This window comes from Acidobacteriota bacterium (assembly GCA_016196065.1).
Taxonomy (GTDB): domain Bacteria; phylum Acidobacteriota; class Terriglobia; order Terriglobales; family Acidobacteriaceae; genus Acidiflorens.
The window spans coordinates 403,512-421,554 of record JACPYL010000025.1 but is presented as its reverse complement, the minus strand read 5'-3'; the positions used below and the strand labels follow the sequence as shown (position 1 = coordinate 421,554).

The following is an 18,043-nucleotide window of genomic DNA, read 5'->3' as shown; positions in this document are numbered from 1 at the left end:
CTCAACCTCTTTCCTGTGTAGAATTTTCGCGGGCTTCGGCGAGCGCGACTTCCGCGCGGCGTCGTGTGATCCAGTTCAGGCCGCCGAGCACGGCGCCACCCAGCAGGATCACCGTGGGCCCTTCGCCCAGCGCACTCGCTGTCAACATCGGCAGCGGTTGCTTCGGAGCGGCAGCGAATCCAAGTTTTTCGAACGGCACGTCAGAAATGAAGAAGATCGAAGTTCCGCCCGCTTCGTCGCTGCCGTAGATATGGTTGACGTATTTCGAATTGTTGACGATGCGACGTTGCGCTTCCTGCAAAATATCTTCGCGATTGCCTGCGATGGAAGCCTGCACGGGGCATGCCTCGACACAGGCTGGCTGCTGGCCGTTCGCCAAACGCCCGGCGCACATATCGCATTTCTTCACATAGGGAGCGAGCTTCGTCCATTCGTAACGAGGCACGCTGAACGGGCACGCCACCAGGCAGTAGCGGCAGCCGATACATTTGGCGCCGTCATAAGTGACCGGACCAGCCGAGGTCTTCTTCAGCGCGCCGACTAGGCATGCTGATGCGCATGCCGGATCCTGACAGTGCATGCACATCCTGCGCGTGAATCGGTCACCACGCTCTTCAATCACCGTGAGTGCGGTGGGAGAAAGCTTGGCCTCGGTATCCATCGGGAAGCCGTGGATCTGCTTGCACGCCTGCTCGCAGCTCCGGCATCCGATGCACTTCGTGATATCGACCAGGATTGCTTCTGTGGTTGCCATAACTCGTATCCTTTCCGTAGCCGGGTTCTATTTAGGACAGGAAGAACTCTTCGGCTACTTTCTGTCGCAATTCTGGAGAAAGCTTCGGCAGCAATCCGCAGATCGGGCCGCCGCCATCCTGCGCCAGTGCAGGAGTGGGCGATAGCATCGCATTCAGCCGGATCAGGTTGTGCTGCATCCAGAGCGGCACCATCCCGCCCTGTACGAGATTGCGCTGATTTAACTGGAGATCGGGAGACTTCACGACCGCGATCCAGGCGTTGTCGTAAGGGTCCTTCATCAGCAGACTTGGATCTTGCAGGACATCGTTGTTGATCGCCGTGATTACACCTTCGACCGGCGAGAGAAGATCGATGCTGGTGCCGCCACCGCTGATGGTGATGAGCTTCTGTCCTTGACGGACCCAGTGATCGGCTCCGCGCACATCAATGTGGTCGATCGTTCCCATGAGGTTGGTGACGAACTTGTCGATTCCCACTCGCGCATCATCTGCGCCTTGCTTCATGGCCCACATGTGTCCGGGATGAAAGCAATAGCCCTGCGGGACATCGAACCCGTACTCGCGCTTAACCAAAGGCTGCTGCGGTCGGGCAACGATTTCCGTTTCCAGTGAGGGCCGAACTTTTGGGTCAATAAAATATCGGACGCTGATAATCAGAAGGAACATCAGCAGTACCACCAGAATGGACATAGATCCTCCTCGCACGCTCAATGCCGCTGCTCTGCGAATCCGACGCATGCTCTGCGCTGGTTTCATCCTCATCAAGTGCACGTCAGTGACAAAATCGAGAGGGTGTGCGATTTGTTACAGGGCTTGGAGTTAGCGCGACGGAGGACCTACGAAGCGGATTGCAGCTACCGCACTTTGCAGCTGGTTACCGCATTTTGCATGAGTTGTATGCGACGGGCAGAGCCGAGCACTAACAGACCTAGTTTCAAAACCTTGCAAGATGGCCAGGGAACTTGGATGCGGCGATTCAGCGGGTGACTCGCGAGTGGAAGTCCTCGCGGATCTTCTTGGATTCAGCCCCTTCAGGCAAGAGCAGGCTCGCAAGGTAGCCAACCGCAAACGTCACGATGCTCCCTAGCGCCACGTACCAAGTGAATGGGACCTTGGTGAACTGCCACAAGTAGACATTAAGGATGAAGCCGCAGAGCATGCCCGCCATGGCGCCATGTTCGGTGGCTTTCCGTGTAAGCACTCCGAGCAGAAAGACACCGAGCAGGGAACCGTAAGCGACCGAGGCGATCGACAGCCCCATCTCGACGACCTTGCCTCCCTGTCGCGCCAGAATCGCGAGTCCAAAAAGGATCACTCCCCAAACCACGGTGGCAACGCGCGAGAGGAAGAACTTGCGGCTGTCACTGGCATTCGGGCGCAGGTGAGCGTAGAAATCTACGATCGAAATTGACGAGAGCGAGTTCAATGCCGCGCTGAGATTCGACATCGCGGCCGCCAGGATCGCAGAGATCAGCAATCCGCTTATGCCGTGGGGCAAGTGAGTGACGACGAAAGTGGGGAAGATGACATCGGTTCTCCGAAATGCGGCTTCTGGCGGAAAGAAGCGGTAAAAGACGAACAGCATCGCGCCGATGAACAGGAAGAGTCCAAACTGGAAGAAGATCGCGACTCCACTGAAGAGCAATGCAAGCTTGGAGTGGCGTTCATTGCGTGCCGCAAGCAAACGTTGCACGATGAGTTGGTCCGTGCCGTGACTAGCGGTGGTCAGAAACGCGCCGCCGATCAGGCCGGACCAGAACGTGTATGTCTTGAAGAAATTCCAGGAGAAATCGAATACGCGGAACTTGCCAGCGTCGCCTGCGACCTGGTGAATCGTGCTCCATCCACCGGGCACCAGGTGGAGCAAGGTCACGAACGCGACCAGAGTGCCAGTTACATAAATCCCCATCTGCACGACATCGGTCCAGATGACCGCCGCCATGCCGCCTTCGAAAGTGTAGAGCAGTGTCAGAAAGGTGACGATCGCGATGGCGGCCAAGTCGCGTCCGAAATCGCCCAGGCCGACGAGGAAACTCGAGAGCGCGATCCCGATCACGATTGCCACCGCGAATACCCGGACGCCTTCGGCAGCTGCGCGAGTAATCAGGAACAGGCCGGCCGTGAGTGCGCGAAGCTTCTGGCCAAAACGGCGCTCGATCAACTGGTACGCGGTGAAAAGCTCGCCGCGAAAATAATGGGGAATCAGCAGAAAACTGATAATGACACGCCCGACCAGGTAGCCGACCACCAGTTGAAGAAAGCCGAAGTCCTTTTCATACGCCAGTCCAGGGACGCTGATGATCGTCAGCGTGCTGGTTTCCGCTGCAACAATGGACAGCGATATCGCCCACCATGGAATACTGTTGTCGGCGAGGAAGTAATCCTTTAAGGAGCGCTGCTTTTTGCGAAAGCGCAGGCCAAAGACCGTGATACCCGTCAGGTAGAGAGCGATGACAGCCAGATCCCAGGCATTTAAACCCATCGAGCTTTTCCATTTTGGCGCGCATAGGCGCCAACGGTTCACGAAGCACGAGGATATCATTAGAAATTGGTTCATTCGAAAGTTGAAACGAGCCATCTCGAACCACCCTGGAGAAGCGAGTGAAACACGCAAGAGTGCCGGACCTGAGAAAGTTAGGCACAGAAAAAATCAATGCGGCATCGATCAATCTCAGCCGGAAGAGTTCCATCGAGATTGCGCGCATCATCAACTCGGAAGATGCCAAGGTGGCGGGTGCGGTCAAGCGCGCACTGCCGCAGATTGGACATGCCATCGATCTTATCTCCGGCGCGTTGCGCCAGGGCGGGCGCCTGATTTATGTCGGTGCAGGCACGAGTGGCCGGCTGGGTGCGCTCGACGCCTCCGAATGCACACCCACGTTCAATACGAATCCTCGGACGGTGCAGTACGTGATTGCCGGGGGAAAGCGGGCGCTCGCGGCCGCAGTGGAAGCAAGTGAAGATTCCCTGACTCTCGGCCGCAGCGAACTTGCTCGAAAGAAGCCGGGCAAGAAAGATATTGTGGTCGGCATTGCAGCTAGCGGTCGTACTCCGTTTACGATCGCAGCACTCCGCTACGCGCGTGCCCATGGATCGAAAACCATCGCGGTCTCCTGCAATCGAAATTCGCCGCTTGGACGGTTGGCGGACGTCTCGATCGTCGCCGAGGTTGGTCCCGAGGTTGTCGCAGGTTCGACGCGAATGAAGGCGGGCACGGCGCAGAAGATGATCCTCAACATGCTTACCACCGGCGCCATGACGCGGCTGGGCTACGTGTACGGCAACCTGATGGTGAACGTGCACGTGAAAAATGAGAAGTTGGCTGGGCGGGCGTTGGCGATCCTTGAGTTGACCGCCGGGGTTGGACGGTCCGTCGCCAGGCAAGCTTTGAAGAACTCAGGCAAAAACGTGCCGGTAGCGCTGGTGATGTTGGAAGCGAAGGCCAATCGTGTGGCCGCGGCCAAAGCTCTGAAGCTAGCGTCCGGAGACGTTGGACTTGCCATTACAATCGCCCGGCGCGGTCAGCGACTGTAGTGGCCAATTGGCCTCTTAAAAGCGGCCTCCCGCATTTGCAAAACAACCTTGCATTCCTGAATCGCGGCGCTTCCTCTACCATCTAAAAGAACATTGCCGTTGTAGCTGCCCTGGAAACCATGAATCTTCTTTATCGCTATGCGAAGCAGTACTGGAAACTCTTTGTCGTAGCTTTGTTGCTGGCCGCGACCAATCAGATCTTTTCGCTCCTCGATCCGGTGATCTTCCGCCATGTGATCGACAACTACGCCACCAAGTACCACGATTTCACGCAGGCGCAATTTATCCGTGGCGCCGGGCTGCTGCTGTTAGCAGCGGTGGGCGTGGCATTTGTGTCGCGAGTGGCCAAGAATTTTCAGGACTATTTCACGAACGTGATCGTGCAGCGGCTCGGCGCGAAGATGTATTCGGACGGCATCCGCCATTCGCTGGAATTGCCCTACCAGGTGTTTGAAGATCAGCGTAGTGGCGAGACGCTCGGAAAACTGCAAAAAGTCCGCAGCGACGTGGAACGGTTCATCACGGCGGCGATCAACGTTCTTTTCATTTCGCTGATCGGCATCGTGTTTGTGATGATCTATGCCTTCCGCGTGCACTGGTCGATCGCCCCGGCATTTCTGATCACCGTCCCCATGCTCGGCATTATCAGTTCAGTGCTCAGCAAGAAGATCAAGAAGATTCAGAAGACGATTGTCGCCGAGACGACTGCGCTGGCGGGATCCACGACGGAATCACTCCGCAACATCGAACTGGTAAAGAGCCTTGGACTCGCGCATCAGGAAGTGGTCCGCCTGAACGGAGTCACCGGGAAAATTCTCAAACTCGAACTCAAGAAGGTGAAGTACCTGCGGAGCTTGAGCTTCATCCAGGGGACATGCGTCAATGCGCTGCGCACCAGCATCCTGTTCCTGATGCTGTACCTGATTTTCCGGCAGCAGATCACGATCGGGCAGTTTTTCTCGCTGATGATTTATTCGTTCTACATTTTCACGCCCCTGCAGGAACTGGGGAACGTGATCAATATCTACCGCGAGACGGAAGTTTCGCTGGCAAACTTCCAGCAGATACTCGATACCCCACGGGATCCCAAGCCTGCCAATCCCGCACCGGTAGATGAGTTGATGACTTTGCAATTTGAGCGCGTCAGTTTTCAGCACCAGAGTTCGAGCCTGCCGGCGTTGAATGAAATCAGCTTCAGCGCGGCTCGCGGCGACACGATTGCTTTTGTCGGACCGTCGGGAGCAGGCAAGTCGACCCTCGTGAAACTTCTCGTCGGACTGTATTCGACCAAAGAAGGTACGATTCTCTACAACGGTATTCCTTCCAATCGCGTGGACCTTGATCTACTTCGAGAGAAGATTGGTTTCGTCACCCAGGACACTCAGCTGTTTTCAGGTTCGATCCGCGAGAACCTGCTGTTTGTGAATCCCACGGCCACCGACGAGGAATGCATGGAAGTCCTGCAGCAGGCAGCGGCGGATAGCCTTCTATCACGTGCCGATCGTGGACTGGACACGCTGATCGGCGAGGGCGGCGTAAAAGTTTCCGGCGGCGAGAAGCAACGGCTCTCGATTGCGCGCGCGTTGTTGCGCCGGCCGCAGTTGCTGGTCTTCGACGAAGCGACTTCTTCGCTCGACTCACTGACGGAAGAAGAAATCAGCCGGACGATCCGCGAGGTGGCGACGAATCAGGAAGCGATCACCATTCTCATCGCTCATCGCCTGTCGACCATCATGCATGCGGATCGCATCTTTGTGCTCGAACGTGGACGCATCGTTGAATTTGGCGGTCATTCCGAGTTGCTCGATCAGAAGGGCCTGTACTACGCAATGTGGCGGCAGCAGGTGGGCGAACGCGAAGCAATTGCAGCGAGCTGATCCAGTCCTGCTGACACGGTCAGAAGTGGGGAATCACAACTCAAAGGAGGCAGCCTATGCCTACGATCACAATAAAAGATGGCACCGAGATTTACTACAAGGACTGGGGTACGGGACAGCCCGTCGTGTTCAGTCATGGTTGGCCACTCAGCGGCGACGCCTTCGAAGACCAGATGATCTTTCTGGCGGAACGCGGATACCGTTGCATTGCTCATGACCGCCGCGGCCACGGCCGGTCCAGCCAGCCCTGGAACGGCAACGAGATGAATACCTATGCCGACGACCTCGCAACGCTGACCGAAAAACTCGACTTGAAGGATGCCGTCCACATCGGGCACTCGACGGGCGGCGGAGAAGTGGCGCGGTACATCGGACGCCATGGCACCAAGCGAGTCAGCGCCGCGGTGCTGATCAGTGCGGTGCCACCGCTGATGTTAAAGACTGCGGCCAATCCTGCGGGCTTGCCCATGGCGGTGTTCGACGAGATCCGTGCAGCTGTTCTAGCGGACCGCTCGCAATATTGGAAGGACCTGAGCATGCCGTTTTACGGATTCAACCGCCCCGGCGCTAAAGTTTCCGAGGGACTGCGTGAATCTTTCGGGTTTCAGGGCACCCTTTGCGGCCTCAAGGCCGCCTACGATTGCGTCAAGGCATTTTCCGAAACCGACTTCACCGAAGACCTCAAGAAGTTTGACGTGCCAACGCTCATCCTTCATGGCGACGACGATCAAATCGTCCCCATTGGCGCGGCCGCGATGTTGTCGTCGAAGCTCGTGAAGGGAGCAACGTTGAAGGTCTATCCGGGGTTCCCGCATGGCATGTGCCAGACCGAAAAAGACCAGATCAACGGCGATCTGCTTGAATTCCTGGAAAAGGCGCAACGCATCGCAGCCTAGTCGAACTTCGGACTTGTCATCCTGAGCGAAGCGAAGGACCTGCTTTCTGTTTGTGCACGGCTCAGGATGACAATTCTTCATCACCGCAAGAGACGTCTATTCCTATTCACCCCGGCAGTCTTTTCCAACCTTGCTAACCTTCCGTCTTCACTGATAGCGTGGAGCGCGATCCAATCCTCTCCCGGGAAGAGACACAGTGATGCAAAGACCAGAAGAGAATGTTAAAGCGCGTCGCCGGTTTCTCGGCTTCTTGGCGGCCAGTCCGCTGCTGATGAGTGGCGGTCTGATTCACGGTCCGCTTGCGAAGATGCTGGCGCTGCATCCATTGGACGACAAGGGCGCGCAGACTGCCTTAGAAGGGATCGCAGCGGGCGAGAACCTCATCACCAGCGCCGACCAGGCATTCGATGTGCTGGACTTCGAACCAGTTGCGCGCAAGGTTCTTCCTCCCGCGCATTTTGGATATCTCGCCACCGGCGTGGATGACGACGCCACGATCCGCGCCAATCGCGAAGGCTATTCCCATCTGGAGATCCGTTCGCGCCGTCTGGTTGATGTCAGCAAGATCGATATGTCGGTGAAACTCTTCGGGACGCCCTGGACTTCGCCAATCGTGATGTGCCCCGTCAGTTCCCAGAAAGCGTTTCATCCAGATGGAGAAGTTGCATCCGCAAAGGGAGCCCGGGCCAAGGATCATCTGTACATGCTGTCCACGGTTGGAAGCGCTTCCGTTGAGGAAGTAACTGCCGCACGCGGCGCACCGATCTGGCAGCAGCTCTACGCAACCGATGTATGGGATCTGACGCGCGCGATTGTGAAACGCGCGGAGGCGGCGGGCTGTCCGGTACTCGTTCTTACCGTGGATTTGCAGTCGAACAGTAACCGGGAGACGCTCTGGCGTGCGAAGAAGGTCGATACGCGTGATTGTGCGGACTGTCATCAGCCAGGATTCGGCAACTACCTGCACCAGTTTCCGATGTTCGACGGTCTTGACGTTTCAAAGGTCCGTGATCTGCATCCGCCCTCGATGAACTGGGATTTTGTGGCGCGGCTAAAAGATTCGACGAAGATGAAACTGGTCATCAAGGGTATCGTGACCCGCGAGGACGCGGAACTGGCTGTCAAGCATGGCGTCGATGGCCTGGTTGTGTCTAACCATGGTGGACGCGGTGAAGAGACGTTGCGCTCGACCATCGAGTGCCTGCCGGAAGTTGTGCAAGGCTGTGGCGGGAAGATCCCTGCGCTCCTCGATGGGGGAATTCGGCGCGGCACTGACATCTTCAAGGCGCTTGCGCTGGGTGCGGCGTCAGTGGGTATCGGACGTCCTTATAACTGGGGACTTGCGGCTTTCGGGCAGCCCGGCGTGGAAGCGGTGCTTACAATCCTGCGGCGCGAGTTGGAAACAATTATGCGGCAGGCGGGAACGCCATCGGTTGCGGACATCACGCGCACGCACGTGGTACCTCGGCCAGCCTGACAAGCGAATTGAACTTATTTCTTCGCCAGTTCCTGTACCGCGCGATAGGCCTGGTCAATCGCGCAGTCCGTGTAGGCGTAGGCATCGGCATCGGCGTTCGCAATTGCTATCCGGCCGAAGGGCTTACGGGCTACCTGGCACGGAGTCTCGCCTCCATTCAGCCAGAAATCGTCGAACAGGGAGTTGTACTGGTAGGCGTAACCGTGCGGCCAGCGGTTCACTGTGATTTCCTGGATATCACGTGCGGGATCGAATCCGCCCGGACCGAGCATGCGCGCTAACTGCTCCCGGATATTGCGTTCGTACGTTTCCCATGTCGTGGTGTAAAGCTGGATGCGCCCAATCTTGTGCTGCTCGCGGCCGGTGCGGCCCGGTTTGCATGCGGCTTTCATCATGTGAACCACGATCGGCTGATCGGGCTTCTTCGTGCATTCGTATCCCCCGATGGAAACGGGCAGATCCAAATTCACGAATGAGTGATACATATTTGGGCAATAAATCGAATTGACACCGAGTTTTTCGAATGATTTCCAGTTGCGGAGCACGATGTTGTTGTAAAGGAGCGGAACTTTTTGTGCCGAGGCAAGCGCTTCTTTCTGCGGATCGGGCAATTCCTGCGCAATGTAGGGGATGACGACATGCCAGCAGGCCAGAATGCAGTTCTTTGCCCGGACACTCTTGAGATTCTTGCCCGTCGCGTAGGTGATCTCGACTTCTTTGGCGGTCGCCGGATCACCGACATGCTTCACCTTCACGACAGTGCTGTTGAGACGAATCCGCACTGCGGACGAAGTGGTGTCGAGCTTGGAGTAGTCAGCCTTGGCAAGAACGACGTCCGTTGCCGTTGTGCCGGGGATGGCCGAAGGGTTCAGTTTGCGCACCAGCAGGCGTGCGATGCTAGCGTTGCCGTCCGGAAAGTGGAAGAAATATTTGTCGGCTTCTTCACTGCGGATCGTGTCGCGGTTCTGCCCTTTGCCAGGAGCAGGGTCGAGCGCGAGGCCGGCGAATCCGGGGAGTTCGAGTCCCCATGCATCCTGCGCTGAAACGCCGTCGATTCCAAAACCAAATAGTGGATGCGGCATGGACTGGAAAAGCTTGACGAGTTCGCCGCTCACACCGATGGTCTCGGTCAGGTATGCGGCGTAACTCATCCGGGCGAGCTTGGCTTTCTTCTCGTCCGATGTCAGTCCCGGCAAATAGTCCTTTTTCTCGGTGAGCAGGCGGACAAAGTCCTGTTTCGCCTGTTCCGACAGCGGAGCGTCTTTCAGGAACGCCTGTAACTCAGCCTGGCCCGTCGCCGCATTGATACCGCTTTCGTCGCCGCCCGCGCGAGCCGGGTTCACAACCAGTTTGTCCGCTCCGAAGGTTTCCTTGTCGAAAAAAATATGCGGCTTCAATCCGAACGAGCGATAGAGATCCTTGTCTACATATTTTCGATAGGAGGGAACATCAATGCCGAGTTCCTCGATCAGCGCCTTTGCTTCTTTGCTGTAAGGAGAGGGACTCTCGATCGAAAATGTACCGCCAAATCCGAGGATGGTACGGTCCCCGGCGTGAAATTCGTTGCGCTTTGCATGACCTCCGAAGTCGTCGTGGTTATCGAGGATGAGGACTCGGGCTTTCTCGCCCGCGGATTGGCGGAAATAGTGGGCGGCAGAGAGTCCGCTGATGCCTCCGCCCACAACTACCAGGTCGTAGGATTCGCCCGTCTCGACAGGTTTGGACGCATCGTCCCAGAATGCCCGGTCGCGAAGCTTGTGCATGTTCTCGAAGGAGCCGACGTGCGATCCACGCAGCCCGGTCTTAGTCGGAGGATAGTAGCCAGCGGCGTTCTGAGGCTCGAGATCAGTGGCGGCTGCCGCCCACATTTCCGGCGGAATCAAGGCTGCCCCCGCCGTCAATGCCACTCCGTTCAAAAAGTCGCGGCGCGTGATGCTGGCGCCCATCCCTAGTGCTCGGTCCCGTTTGTCTGACAAAAGTGCCTCCGGCGAGGGAGTTTACCACTGTGTGAGGTTCCTGGCTGTGCGATGCACGCTTCAGGCCGCGAGTGGCATGCGCGCTGCTCTATTTCCTTTTTCCTGCCCCTGGAACGGCAGGCTCTTGTTGCTGCTGCCGGGCGGCGACCTGAATCGCAGGGTCCCAAAGCGTAGTGTTCTGTTCGATCACAATTACGCCGATTTGGCCTGCCAACGAGGTCAGGGACGCGCCCACCCATGACACTCGGAAATCTTCCCGGCGGTCGCCGGACGCGATGGAGACGATGTCGTTGACCCGCAATTTTGCCTGAACACCTTCCAGTTGTGCTCCACGCCGGCTCACGTTGCTCGTTCGGACGGTTTCCACGAACGATTTGCCATGGATGTCGGTACCGCTGATCTCGACCGGCAACGTAACGTCGATGCGCGGTTCGGCCCGATCGCCCAATCTCTGGGCTCGCAGATCCTCCAGGAATTTCTCGATCGGCATCGAATCACCTTGCCGGATCAAGGTAAGGAGCGCATCGAAGGGATCGTCCGTTGCTCCTGACGGCGCTGCGGCACGGATCGGCTGGACGGCACGCGGGCCTTCCTTCCGTCCAACGAATACACGGGGCACTTCGCGGTGAGTCGTCAGCTGCGCGATAAGTTCCTCGGCGCGGGCGCGATGATCCTGTTTTATAGAAGTAAACTCAATTCCCATTCCTAGATTCGGATGAGAGGCGCGGACTACCCCGTCCAGAAGACATTCTGAACTTGCCACTCGAACGCTGATGAGGACCGGAGTATCCACGGGCAGCAGGTCCACAGCCTCCAGGTAACAAGCGCCAGCACTGATGTCCGTTAAGCGCCAACGGCGGCCGGCAGGAGCAGGTTGCGTGGCCGCCGCGGGTTCCGGTACGTGAGGGCTGCTTGCGGCCGGCTGCGGAGCCTCTTCGATTTTCCAGTCGGATGGGGCGTATTCAATTCCCCAAAAGTTCCCAGGGGTATCGAGTTCCAATCCAAGGAGCCATGTTTCCGGCTCTCCACCCAACGAAACAACGTCGGCGACGCGCGCTGTAACGTGGCGTTTGGCGGAGACAATTTCAAGTCGAACGGGGAGGTCGCGCGGGAGCGCGTGTTGCGTAATCAGGCCGCATCCATGCGCGTTGACGAGCGTGGTCTTGCACTCCTCGGAAAAATCCCGCGCCGGATCAAGACTAGTGATGAGAATGGGGATTTCAAGCGGCAGCCTCGTACTACGACGAATGGCGTGTTGTTTTGGCGAGGCGTTCATGATCACGCGAGCCGGCGTGCCAGCCCCTGAGAATCCATGCTAGATCATTGGAAAACCGCCGTGTAAAGCATTTCGGCGGTCCCGGTTTGCAGTTAGGTACATGCCTGCACGAGGGGCGGCATGCATGTCGGTGAGGAGGGGGAGGATCGCGGCACCGACAGGACTGGAACTATCCCTCGGCTTTGACAGCCGCTTCGGCAGCGAGGAATCCAATCTTGCTGTGTGTGCCATCACAAAATGGCTTGTTCACGGACGCACCGCACCGGCAGAGGGAAAACGCGGGCTTCCCAGTAAGGTCGTACTTGTTGCCGCTAGGGTCGACCAGTTCAACCAGGCCATTGGGATCCTCGACGCGAAATGGGCCGTTGGGGCGGACCGTGATTTTGACTTGTGACATGCAGCCTCCAGTGGGATGAATGATCAAAACTAACACAGCTTTGTCGTGCTCACTTCCAGCGATCCACCGCCTCAAACCACACTCGCTTCGCACATTCATCGAACGTCGTCTTCGCCCACTCGCGATTCGTCCACCATTGATATCCGAAATGACCCTCGTCCTGCGCGGCGGCAACGGAGAACTGATATTGCGGCAAGCGCAGGCGCAGTATCCGCAGTGCGCGTCCCGTGTGGGAAGCGGAGGTTACGATCAGCACGCGATGCACGCCGAGTGGCTGAAGGCAGCGATTGATGTCGTCACTTTCGGCAAACGTGGAGAAGCCCGTAATTGGACACACCACGATGCGGTCCTTCTCAGGCAGGGATTGAATGTAACGCTGCGCCAAATCAATGAGCGGTTGTTGGTAGAGAACATCGTGCGATTCCACATCCAGAAACGCGCGCGGGGCCATTCCCTGACGCAACAACTCGACCGCACGCTCCGGACGCACAGACGTTTCGCCCGCCAGCACGATGATGGCGTCCGAGGGTTGCGGAGCGTCGACAACCAGCAAGCGCCCGGCCTGACTGGCAAGCACCAGGACGCCGACAAGAAAGAGAAGGATCAGCCGAATGCGCATGCGAATCTCGAAATGTTACTAAGGAATGCGCGATCCTGGGGAATTCGATTACGCGAGTAATCACCCATTTGTGCCATGCTCATGAAAATACAGCGAAAAGGCCTATTTCTGCGGCTGGAAGCAACGTGTTCGATGCTAGAATTCTCTTGGACTTATGACCACTCAACTGACCTCTTCTTCCCTCCTGACTGACCTGAAAGCCCGCATTGAAGCCCGCAAGGCGAAAGTGGGAATCATTGGTTTAGGCTACGTTGGACTTCCGCTGGCATTGCTCTACAGTGAGCAGAAATTTCCCGTGACCGGGTTCGATATCGACCAGAAAAAAGTCGATACCCTAGCCCAGGACGGCTCCTACATCTTCCGTATTTCGCCGGAAGAGATCAAGGCAGCCAAGAGCAGCGGTTTCAACGCTACCTCGGACTACGCGCGCATCACCGAGATGGACGCCATCATCATCTGCGTGCCCACTCCGCTGAACGAGTATCACGAACCCGACCTCAGCTATATCACCAATACCACGCACGCGGTCGCGCCTTACCTGCGCGCCGGACAGATCGTGATCCTCGAGAGCACTACCTATCCCGGCACCACCGAAGAAGTGATGATTCCGATTCTCGAAAAAGAGAATCGTGCGGGATTGAAAGCGTCGCGTTCGGGTGCAGCCAGCGATCAGGAATTCTGGGTTGCGTTTTCGCCGGAACGTGAGGATCCCGGTAATACGCAGGTGGCCCGCCACGATATCCCGAAAGTGATCGGCGGTCTCGACAAGCAAGCCACGGAAATCGCGGCCGCATTGTACGGTTCAATTTTCCGGCGCACCGTTCCGGTGTCGTCGCCTGCTGCCGCGGAAATGACCAAGTTGCTCGAGAACATTTACCGCTGCGTGAATATCGCATTGGTCAACGAACTCAAGATGCTCTGTCTCCGCATGGACCTGAACATTTGGGAAATCATCGAAGCCGCTGCCACCAAGCCGTTCGGCTTCCATCCGTTCTATCCGGGACCCGGCCTCGGCGGACACTGCATTCCCGTCGACCCGTTTTACCTTTCCTGGAAGGCGAAAGAGTTTGATTTCCACACGCGTTTCATCGAACTCGCCGGCGAAGTGAACTCGGCGATGCCGTACAACGTAATCTCCGCCACGATCGGCGCCCTCAATCAGCACAAGAAGGCGATCAATGGGTCGAAGATCCTGGTGCTCGGCGTGGCCTACAAAAAGGACATCGACGATCTGCGCGAATCTCCAGCGCTGACCATTATCGAACTGCTGCAAAAAGAAGGCGCCGAAGTCAGCTACAACGATCCTTATTTCCCGTTCGTGGGTCGTGGCCGCAAGTACGACCTGCAGATGAAGCGTACTTCTCTCGACAATCTCGGCCAGTACGACTGTGTGCTGATCGTGACCGACCACACCGACTACGACTACAAGAAGATCGTGAAAGAAGCCCAGTTGGTTGTAGATTCCCGCTACGCAACGCGTGGCATCGACAGCAAGAAGATCGTCCACTGCTAGGGCAGTTTCAGCAAGAAAGAATCAAGTAGAGACGGGGCTTGCCCCCGTCTCTTTTTCTTGCGCCGACAACGTGGCGTCCTACCGAGGAGGCGAGCGGCGAGCCGGCCCAACTCGCCTTGCCGTCAAATTTTTTCCCGCGCCTTTTCCTGTTACTTCCGGGACGGTTCCCGCGCCAACCTCGTGCTGTGCTAGTATTCGGCGGTTGACTGTGGTTTCCGGACCCTAGGCGTCATTTTCGGAACCGCGGCACGTAACCGTTACGATCTCACGGTGCACCGATGAAAGATACACTCGGAGTCCTGCTCGCGGGAGGCGCGGGCGAACGTCTTTATCCCCTCACCCGCGATCGTGCCAAGCCGGCGGTTACATTTGGCGGGATCTACCGCATTATCGATATCACTCTCTCCAATTGCCTGAATTCCGGGTTGCACCGCGTCTACATCCTTACCCAGTACAAGGCACTCTCCTTGAACCGGCACATCCGCGAAGGATGGAATATTTTCGGGCGCGAGATTGGAGAATTTGTCGAGATCCTGCCGCCCATGAAGCGGGTGAGCGATAACTGGTATATGGGCACAGCCGACGCCGTGTATCAGAACATTTATTCGATCGGCTCCGAGCAACCCAAGCATGTGCTGATCCTTTCCGGCGACCACATCTACAAGATGGATTACAGCATCATGCTGAAGCAGCACAACGACGCCGGCGCGGACGTGACGGTCGCGACGATCCTTATGGACCCCGAGGAGTGTCGGCACTTCGGCGTGGTCGATATCGATCGCGACAGCCGCATCGTCGGCTTCCAGGAAAAGCCGCAGAAGACCGACCTGCGGTCGCCCTACGACGCCAACATGATTTCGGCGTCGATGGGCGTCTATATCTTCAACACCGATGTCCTCATTCCAGTGCTGTTGAAGGACGCGGAAGACCCGACGTCAAGCCACGATTTCGGCAAGAACATTCTGCCAAAGATGCTTGCGGACTACCGCGTTTACTCGTTCAACTTCATTGATGAGAACAAGAAAGAAGCGCAGTACTGGCGCGACGTGGGCACATTAGAAGCTTTCTACGAAGCCAATATGGACCTGGTTTCCGTGTCGCCGGTGTTTAACCTCTACGACGAGCACTGGCCGATCCGTACCTATCAGCGGCAGTATCCACCGGCGAAATTTGTGTTTGCGGAAACCGGCCGGACGGGCCACGCCCTTGACTCTCTGGTGTCGTCAGGCTGCATCGTGTCTGGTGGATCGGTACAGAACTGCGTTCTCTCGCCAGACGTGCGCGTGAATTCCTATAGCGAAGTGGAGTCCAGCATTCTCTTTTCGCACGCTAACGTAGGACGCCGCTGCAAGATCCGGCGGGCCATTCTCGACCGCGATGTTCACATTCCCGAGGGGACCAACATCGGCTACGACGCCGAAGCCGACCGCGAACGCTATTTTGTGACGGAGAGCGGTATCACGGTGGTGACACGCGATTACTCGTTGTTCGAGAATCCCGTCGCGGTGGACTACTTCACGAGCGAGTAGCCCAAGTCTCACGGCAGGTTTGATCCTCGGCTAACCAGACACGGAGTGCCGCGTCTCTACAAAGGACGTCTGTTTCCCGGTTTCTTCAAATTGCGAGGTCGTTATGCGTTTTCTGTCTGTGGCTCTCCTCTTGATGGTCTCATCATTAAGCTTTGGCCAAGCCGCCCCGGTTGCGGCTGCGGTTAAACCTTCGCAGCGTTTCAGCATCGACAACCTCGACAAGTCGGCCGATCCCTGCACAGACTTCTATCAGTACGCCTGCGGCACCTGGCTGAAGAACACGGAGATTCCCGCCGACCAATCGTCCTGGCTCAGCTTCGCAGAACTCGATGAGCGCAATCAGTACACGATGAGAGACATCCTGGACAAAGCCGCGGGCGCGCCCAGTGGACGCGATGCTCTGACTCAGAAGATCGGCGATTTCTACGGCTCCTGCATGGACGAGAAGGCCGTCGAATCCCGAGCCAGCGCGCCTCTGAAGCCAGCGCTGGACCGCATTGCGGCCGTGAAGGATAAGTCCGCGCTCATCGACGAACTCGCCCATGTTCATCTCCAGGGAGCGCGCGGATTGTTTGCCTTCTACTCTTCCCCCGACCTGCACAACGCGGACATGGTGGTGGGCAACATCGATCAGGGCGGACTCACACTGCCGGATCGCAGATATTACGTGGATGGGGAGAAAGATACCCCTGACCAGCAGCAGAAGATGGCGGAGATGCGCCAGCACATGATCGAGTACGCTACGCAACTGTTTACCTTGACGGGACAGACTCCGGCACAGGCGGGCGATTCGGCGAAGACGGTACTGCGCATCGAGACCGGCCTGGCCAAGGCCTCCATGGATCGCACCCTCCGCCGCGATCCGAAGAATCGCGATCACAAAATGGCGCGCGACCAGGCGGTGGCCCTGGCTCCGAATTTCTATTTGGCCCGCTACTTTACGGCCGTCGGGACGCCCGTGTTTACAGAGCTGAATGTTGTTAACCCCGACTTTTTCAAGGAAGTGAACGGCCTGCTGGAGACGGAATCGCTCGATGCTTTGAAGACGTACGTGACCTGGCATGTGTTGAATGGTGCGGCACCCTGGTTGTCGAAGGAATGGGTCGACAACAATTTCAAAATGCGGCAGTATCTCAGCGGCCAGAAACAGATTCAGGATCGCTGGAAGCGGTGCGTCGACGAAACCGACAGCGATCTCGGAGAAGCGCTGGGACAAAAATATGTCGAGGTCGCCTTTGGAGCCGAGAGCAAGCAGCGCATGCTGAAAATGGTAGATGCGCTTGAAAGATCCCTCGATCAGGACATTGCGGGCTTGCCTTGGATGACCGGCGAGACCAAGAAGCAAGCCAAGGTCAAACTCGACGCGATCCGTAACAAGATTGGCTATCCCGACGTCTGGCGCGACTACAGTTCGCTCAAGGTCGAACCCGGCGATCTAATGGGCAACATTCTGCGCGCCAACGAATTCGAGGCTCGCCGACGTATCGCGAAGATCGGCAAGCCTCTCGATCGCAAGGAATGGGGGATGACTCCACCCACCGTGAATGCGTATTACAGCGGTTCGTATAACGAGATTGTTTTTCCGGCCGGCATCCTTCAGCCGCCATTTTTTGACAACAACATCGACGATGCCGTGAACATGGGCGGCATCGGAGTCGTGATTGGCCATGAACTTACTCACGGTTTCGACGACCAGGGCCGCAAATTTGATCCGCAGGGAAATCTGCGCGACTGGTGGACGGAGCAGGACGGCAAGGAATTTGAAAAGCGTGCCAGTTGCGTGGCCGACGAATACAGCAGTTTCGTCGCGGTAGACGACCTGCATCTGAACGGACGCCTCACACTCGGCGAAAATACAGCTGATAACGGCGGCGCGCGCATCGCGTTGATGGCGCTGCGCGAAATGGTTGCGGCCGACAAGTCCGGCAAGGCTGCCGAAAAAATCGATGGCTACACTCCGGAACAGCGATTCTTCCTGGGATTCGGCCGGGTATGGTGCGAGAAGCGGCGTCCGGAACTGGCGCGTACGCTTGTGAACACGGATTCACACTCTCCTGGAAAATATCGTGTGAATGGCGTGGTCCAGAACATGCCCGAATTTCAACAGGCGTGGGGATGCAAAACCGGGCAAGCGATGGTCCGCGAAAACGCCTGCCGGGTTTGGTAGGAAGCAGGATTCAGGTGTCAGGGCTCA

General features: G+C 57.2%; 14 protein-coding genes. 7 read left to right on the top strand and 7 right to left on the bottom strand.

The features are described 5' to 3' along the window. Position 1 precedes the first annotated feature (1 nt). The 3 genes from HY010_19650 to HY010_19640 form a co-directional block, all read right to left on the bottom strand. The gene (locus HY010_19650) at positions 2-754 is read right to left on the bottom strand and encodes a 4Fe-4S dicluster domain-containing protein (protein ID MBI3477955.1); all 753 of its coding nucleotides are present in this window, start codon (positions 752-754) and stop codon (positions 2-4) included. A 31-nt stretch (positions 755-785) separates the two neighbouring features. Continuing rightward, positions 786-1,445, bottom strand: a complete 660-nt coding sequence (locus HY010_19645) for a glycine cleavage system protein H (protein ID MBI3477954.1) — start codon at positions 1,443-1,445, stop codon at positions 786-788. Positions 1,446-1,731: 286 nt separating this feature from the next. Then, on the bottom strand, positions 1,732-3,237 hold the full coding sequence (locus tag HY010_19640) for a sodium/solute symporter (protein MBI3477953.1): 1,506 nt from the start codon (positions 3,235-3,237) through the stop codon (positions 1,732-1,734). Between the two features lie 107 nt (positions 3,238-3,344). Here HY010_19640 and murQ point away from each other — a divergent pair, with 107 nt between their 5' ends. The 4 genes from murQ (at position 3,345) to HY010_19620 (ending at position 8,539) form a co-directional block, all read left to right on the top strand. Beyond that, positions 3,345-4,289, top strand: coding sequence for an N-acetylmuramic acid 6-phosphate etherase (gene murQ / locus HY010_19635; GenBank protein ID MBI3477952.1), 945 nt, complete (start codon positions 3,345-3,347; stop codon positions 4,287-4,289). Between the two features lie 119 nt (positions 4,290-4,408). Next, positions 4,409-6,166 carry an ABC transporter ATP-binding protein gene (locus tag HY010_19630; GenBank protein MBI3477951.1) on the top strand — a complete coding sequence of 586 codons (1,758 nt, stop codon included), beginning with the start codon at positions 4,409-4,411 and terminating at the stop codon, positions 6,164-6,166. A 56-nt stretch (positions 6,167-6,222) separates the two neighbouring features. After that, entirely contained in the window at positions 6,223-7,062 is an 840-nt protein-coding gene (locus tag HY010_19625; GenBank protein ID MBI3477950.1) for an alpha/beta hydrolase, read from the top strand. Positions 7,063-7,261: 199 nt separating this feature from the next. After that, positions 7,262-8,539 carry an alpha-hydroxy-acid oxidizing protein gene (locus tag HY010_19620; protein MBI3477949.1) on the top strand — a complete coding sequence of 426 codons (1,278 nt, stop codon included), beginning with the start codon at positions 7,262-7,264 and terminating at the stop codon, positions 8,537-8,539. A gap of 14 nt (positions 8,540-8,553) precedes the next feature. Here HY010_19620 and HY010_19615 read toward each other — a convergent pair whose 3' ends face one another. The 4 genes from HY010_19615 to HY010_19600 form a co-directional block, all read right to left on the bottom strand. Continuing rightward, positions 8,554-10,485 carry an NAD(P)/FAD-dependent oxidoreductase gene (locus tag HY010_19615; GenBank protein ID MBI3477948.1) on the bottom strand — a complete coding sequence of 644 codons (1,932 nt, stop codon included), beginning with the start codon at positions 10,483-10,485 and terminating at the stop codon, positions 8,554-8,556. A gap of 118 nt (positions 10,486-10,603) precedes the next feature. Continuing rightward, positions 10,604-11,791 (bottom strand): hypothetical protein, encoded by a 1,188-nt coding sequence (locus tag HY010_19610; protein MBI3477947.1) that lies wholly within the window; start codon positions 11,789-11,791, stop codon positions 10,604-10,606. Between the two features lie 169 nt (positions 11,792-11,960). Beyond that, positions 11,961-12,188 (bottom strand): CDGSH iron-sulfur domain-containing protein, encoded by a 228-nt coding sequence (locus tag HY010_19605; GenBank protein ID MBI3477946.1) that lies wholly within the window; start codon positions 12,186-12,188, stop codon positions 11,961-11,963. A gap of 49 nt (positions 12,189-12,237) precedes the next feature. Continuing rightward, positions 12,238-12,807, bottom strand: a complete 570-nt coding sequence (locus HY010_19600) for a YdcF family protein (GenBank protein MBI3477945.1) — start codon at positions 12,805-12,807, stop codon at positions 12,238-12,240. A 154-nt stretch (positions 12,808-12,961) separates the two neighbouring features. Here HY010_19600 and HY010_19595 point away from each other — a divergent pair, with 154 nt between their 5' ends. The 3 genes from HY010_19595 to HY010_19585 all read left to right on the top strand — a co-directional run bounded on the left by HY010_19595 (position 12,962) and on the right by HY010_19585 (position 18,016). Next, the gene (locus HY010_19595) at positions 12,962-14,320 is read left to right on the top strand and encodes a nucleotide sugar dehydrogenase (protein MBI3477944.1); all 1,359 of its coding nucleotides are present in this window, start codon (positions 12,962-12,964) and stop codon (positions 14,318-14,320) included. Between the two features lie 278 nt (positions 14,321-14,598). Next, the gene (glgC, locus tag HY010_19590) at positions 14,599-15,849 is read left to right on the top strand and encodes a glucose-1-phosphate adenylyltransferase (protein ID MBI3477943.1); all 1,251 of its coding nucleotides are present in this window, start codon (positions 14,599-14,601) and stop codon (positions 15,847-15,849) included. A gap of 103 nt (positions 15,850-15,952) precedes the next feature. Beyond that, entirely contained in the window at positions 15,953-18,016 is a 2,064-nt protein-coding gene (locus tag HY010_19585; protein ID MBI3477942.1) for a M13 family metallopeptidase, read from the top strand. The last annotated feature ends 27 nt before the right edge of the window (positions 18,017-18,043 follow it).